Here is a 4,623-nt window from a genome sequence, read left to right on the forward strand (position 1 = left end):
AAATATTAATTATTGCTATTTTTGCATCTTTTGTAATATCAGTTTGCTGATAATCCGAGTTACTAGATATAGCCAATATTCAAAATATCTAGGACTTACGCAAAATGTCTCTCAAGCTCTGATTTCTCCGTGTACTCTGCGCCTCTGTGGTTCGTTATTCCGTAACTCTTGCGTAAGTCCTAATATCTGATAACGATGGATAAAATTAATCATTTGTAAAGAAGAAATGGCAAAAATTTTAGGCTAATCATTTCAGCTATTCCTAACAAGAGGTAACCTAATGACTAAATTTTCACGTAGACAGTTACTCGCTTTCTTTGGTGCAAGCGCTGGTGCAACTATCCTAGCTCCTGCTTTTGGAGAAAAACTTTTGGGCGGTAATGTTGCTAATGCGGTTCAACCCTTAAAATTTACCCCAATTCGGTTGCCCCATCCTTTACCGATTTACACACAACAAACAAGCTACTTAGCAACAGGAATTGGGCAAGGAAATGTATTACAACCCTCTGCTAATGCCCAGTTAAGTAGCTATAGCATAGTAGATGATGTTGTGGTTCCACCGGAATACGAACGGTATGTGATTGTGAGTTGGGGCGATCGCGTCTTTCCAAATCAAGAAGATTACTTTGGCTATAATAGCGACTACACCAGCTTTATTCCTATTGATGGTAGAAGCCCCAACGACGGCTACCTTTGGAACAATCACGAATACATCTCTTACCCATTTTCTACGACTGTACCTGGCTTCTTAATTGATAGCGGTTTAGGAGGATTCCCCACATCTTACCCCCTAATCATTGGTCGAGATTTACCAGAAGACAGAACTAATATCGAAGTCTTGGGTGAATTCATGTATAACATCGGCGGCTCTGTTGTGCGGATTGCTCGCCCAAACCGCAGTGGCCGCTTTGCTGTGGTTCGTGACCCGAATAACCGCCGTATACACGGACTTTCTGGTTTAGGAATTAATCGCGATCGCACTGATAATTCTAAAAACATCACATCTTGGGGTAGCAGAAGTTACCAGCAAGGAGACAACAATTATCTGATCGGTACTGGGCCAAGTGCGACAGAAGTTTTCCCCCTCAGTTCTGACGGACTTGGTAACAAAATCATCGGCACCGGATTTAACTGTTCTGGCGGTACAACTCCTTGGGGAACTGTCTTGTCAGCTGAAGAAAACTTTCAAGCCAGTGCAAGCTCTTTTGTCGGAGTTCAGGAACTTGTCAAACCCAATGGCACACAAACAAGCTACATCGAAGGCACAACAGGCGCTAGATTTGGCTTAGTTGGTGAAAAATACGGCTGGATGGTAGAAATCGATCCATCGAATCAAAGTTTCCGCCCACGCAAACATACTGCTTTAGGTCGCTTCCGTCATGAAAATATCGCTGTGCGTGCCAAAGCTGGACAACCATTAGTGGGTTATATGGGAGATGACCGACGCGGCGGGCACACTTGGAAGTTTGTCAGTTCTGGTACAGTTACAAATTCCACTGATAAAAACAATAGTCGCTTATTTGAAAGCGGCACTCTATATGTCGCCCGTTACAATCCCAACGGTACAGGGCAATGGATTCCTCTCAAACTAAATGCGCCGACAAATCCGATTCCACCTTCAACTCTTGCTTCTGTAGAAATTGCCGCATTGGGACAGGCTTCTAATAATGGTAATACTCGGCTACCTAAACGCAGTGGGATTTTAGGACAAACTGAAAATGGTGGATCAATTGTTGTCACGATAGAAACAGTTACTGGTTCAGGCGGAACTATTAGCTCTTATGGTGAGACTGAAGCTTTACCTGCTTACAAGGGTAAGAAGTTGTCAGATTTCTACACGAGTCAAGGTGCAGTTTTGGTTGATGCTTTTTTAGCTGCTAATCTAATTGGCGCAACTCCAACGGCTCGCCCTGAAGATATAGAAGTCAATCCGAGAAATCTTAACGAAGTCTTTATCGCTTACACAGATGGTGCGCCTTCAGGAGATGGTTATCCTGATTCACGAATCTTTGTCGTTTCCAAGTACAGTTCTAATGTCAATGCTGCACAACCTTCAGGGGAACTTTTTAAGATTATCGAAGATAGTGCTGATGGTACAGGTACAAGCTTCCGTTGGCAGCGATTTGCTAAAGGTGGTGAAGCAGGTGCAGAACCCGGAGATGGTTTTGCTAATGTAGATAACTTGGCATTTGATAGCCAAGGTAACATTTGGGGTGTCACTGATATGTCTACTGAAGCCCACAATGGTTTCAGCACAGGCGCTAACCCAGAAGTATTACGGGTAGACCATCGGGTAGTGGGTTCTAACTCACCCAGCGCGGATGATTCTAATTTTAATGTCAGAACTTCTAACCTGATTGGGGTTTTTGGCAATAACTTTCTTTTCTTCATTCCCACCAGTGGCCCTGATGCTGGGGAAGTTGTACCTTTTGCTTATGGGCCACCACGCTGTGAGTTGACCGGGCCTACTTTCGTTGGCGATACACTGATTATTTCGGTGCAGCATCCTGGTGAAGAAGTTCCATTTACCCCTCAGCAAACTCTCAGTCGAGATATTGAGATTTTAAACTTGGATGGCACTTTGTTTACTCAAAAACGCAGTGTACCTCGTGGTAGTAATTGGCCCAGTAACATTGAGGGGAATTCAGACGGGCCACCGCGTCCAAGTGTAATTGGGATTCGACGCAAACAATCAAGCGGTCGCTTTGTTTAACACTATCCAATTTTTAGATCGAATACGATAATCAGATTTTTCCTCCCCTGCTCCCCTTGCTTAAACAGCGATGGGACATTTTTTTGTTGGAATATGAAATTATTCAAATACTACTGTTCTATTCCCATATACTAATACACGATTTTGTAAATGCGATCGCACCGCTCTTGCTAATACAACTCTCTCCAAGTCTTTGCCTTTTCTCACCAAATCATCAACTTCATCACGGTGACTAACTCGCACCACATCCTGTTCAATTATTGGGCCTGCATCTAAATCAGCAGTGGCATAATGCGCCGTTGCACCAATAATTTTCACACCACGTTCAAAAGCTCGGTGATAAGGGTTTGCTCCGATAAAAGCTGGTAAAAATGAATGATGTATATTAATAATTTGTGGAAATTGACTAATAAAATCTGCACTAACAATCTGCATATATTTCGCCAATACAACTAAATCAATTTTATACTTACGTAGTAATTCTAGTTGTTGGGCTTCTTGTTCGGCTTTATTATCTTTATTTATGGGAATATGCTGAAAGTCAATATTAAATTGTTCTGCCACTACCTTTAAATTAGAATGATTACTAATAATTAAAGGAATTTCAGCAACAAATTCTTTAGCACGTTGTCGCCAAATTAAATCAAATAGACAATGGTCTTGCCGACTTACCCAAATAGCAATGCGTGGTACTGTATCAGAAAAACGTAATTCCCACTTAGCGCCTAAAGGTTGTGCGATCGCGTTAAATGCTGGGGCAATAAATTCTCGCGGTAAATTGAACCCATCTAACTGCCATTCAATGCGGGTAAGGAATAACCCAGCAGCAAAATCTGTGTGCTGATCTGCATGGATAATATTACCACCGTTAGAATAGATGAAATTGGCAAATTTAGCCACTAGTCCCCTTCGATCGGGGCAGGAAATCAGCAATGTTGCTGTCGGATTTGTCATGGTAACTTAGAAAAACTAGTGAGATTTGAAGTAGAGTAGCACAGATGTGCTAGCCCATTGTGCGTTACCGAAACATACCACAGAAACTGTAATTGCTTATTTACTATTTGTCGGAGTTGGTAAAGGGGTGCTGAGTCCAGGTAGCTTCTGACTATTATCTACAGGTTGTTTCCACTCTGATAATTCCCGATTGACGGCATTGGCAAAATCTGTAGATACCAACAGCACATTTGTATTTCCATCGGGTTTTATAGCAGGGTCAGCTTGAGCATACAAGAAACGACCGTTAAAGTTGGATTTACCCAAAATCAACTGATGGCTTTGCCGGTTTTTCAGGATGATATTAATAGTTGCTTGGGGTGGTTCTAAGGCAAATTCTCCAAGCTCTTTTGCTGGAGTTGATAAAGTACGTTCGCTATTACCTTTGACTAACAAATCCATTAAATAAGAAACAATAGCGTCATTTGCTGGGCCCGATATCGGAGATTTGATTAACCACTTGGGGTTACTAGAAGATTCAGGGTTACGTTCCAGATTAAGAGTGATTTTGTTTGTCTTAATTGTTAAAGACTGGACATCATCTTCTGCAAAAGAGAAAATTTTCTGATTTTGCTCTTTGATTTCTTGTCGCTGAGTTGCACCCCGAATTTCATAGAAGTAAACAAAACCACCTAAACCCAGAGCTAGCAGTATCAAAATTAAAGTCGTTCGTGGCAATTTCATTTTTTAGTCATTTGTCATTTGTCATTTGTCATTTGTCATTTGTCATTTGTCATTGAGCATAGAAAAAACTCTTCTCTAGTCTCTACTCCTAACTCTTAACTCTTAACTCCTAACTCCTAACTCCTAACTTCCTTCTTACCGTCGTTTCCACCAAATAATAACTGCGATCGCAAAACCAATTAAAGGTAAAACCAACAAAGACGACAATATTAAAAGATTGCTTTGGGTAGTAG

General features: G+C 41.5%; 3 protein-coding genes. 1 reads left to right on the forward strand and 2 read right to left on the reverse strand.

The window, feature by feature from the left end; translation table 11 throughout:
- Nucleotides 1-280: 280 nt before the first annotated feature.
- Nucleotides 281-2,713 carry a PhoX family protein gene (locus tag IQ229_RS13910; RefSeq protein ID WP_194044619.1) on the forward strand — a complete coding sequence of 811 codons (2,433 nt, stop codon included), beginning with the start codon at nucleotides 281-283 and terminating at the stop codon, nucleotides 2,711-2,713.
- A 99-nt stretch (nucleotides 2,714-2,812) separates the two neighbouring features.
- Here the strand turns inward: IQ229_RS13910 and purU are convergent, their stop codons facing one another.
- Both purU and IQ229_RS13920 read right to left on the reverse strand, forming a co-directional pair.
- A complete protein-coding gene (gene purU / locus IQ229_RS13915) occupies nucleotides 2,813-3,667 on the reverse strand; it encodes a formyltetrahydrofolate deformylase (protein WP_194044621.1) in 855 nt (284 codons plus the stop codon).
- A 96-nt stretch (nucleotides 3,668-3,763) separates the two neighbouring features.
- On the reverse strand, nucleotides 3,764-4,390 hold the full coding sequence (locus IQ229_RS13920; RefSeq protein WP_194044623.1) for a DUF4340 domain-containing protein: 627 nt from the start codon (nucleotides 4,388-4,390) through the stop codon (nucleotides 3,764-3,766).
- Nucleotides 4,391-4,623: the final 233 nt, after the last annotated feature.

It is taken from the genome of Nostoc cf. edaphicum LEGE 07299 (assembly GCF_015207245.1).
Taxonomy (GTDB): domain Bacteria; phylum Cyanobacteriota; class Cyanobacteriia; order Cyanobacteriales; family Nostocaceae; genus Nostoc; species Nostoc edaphicum_B.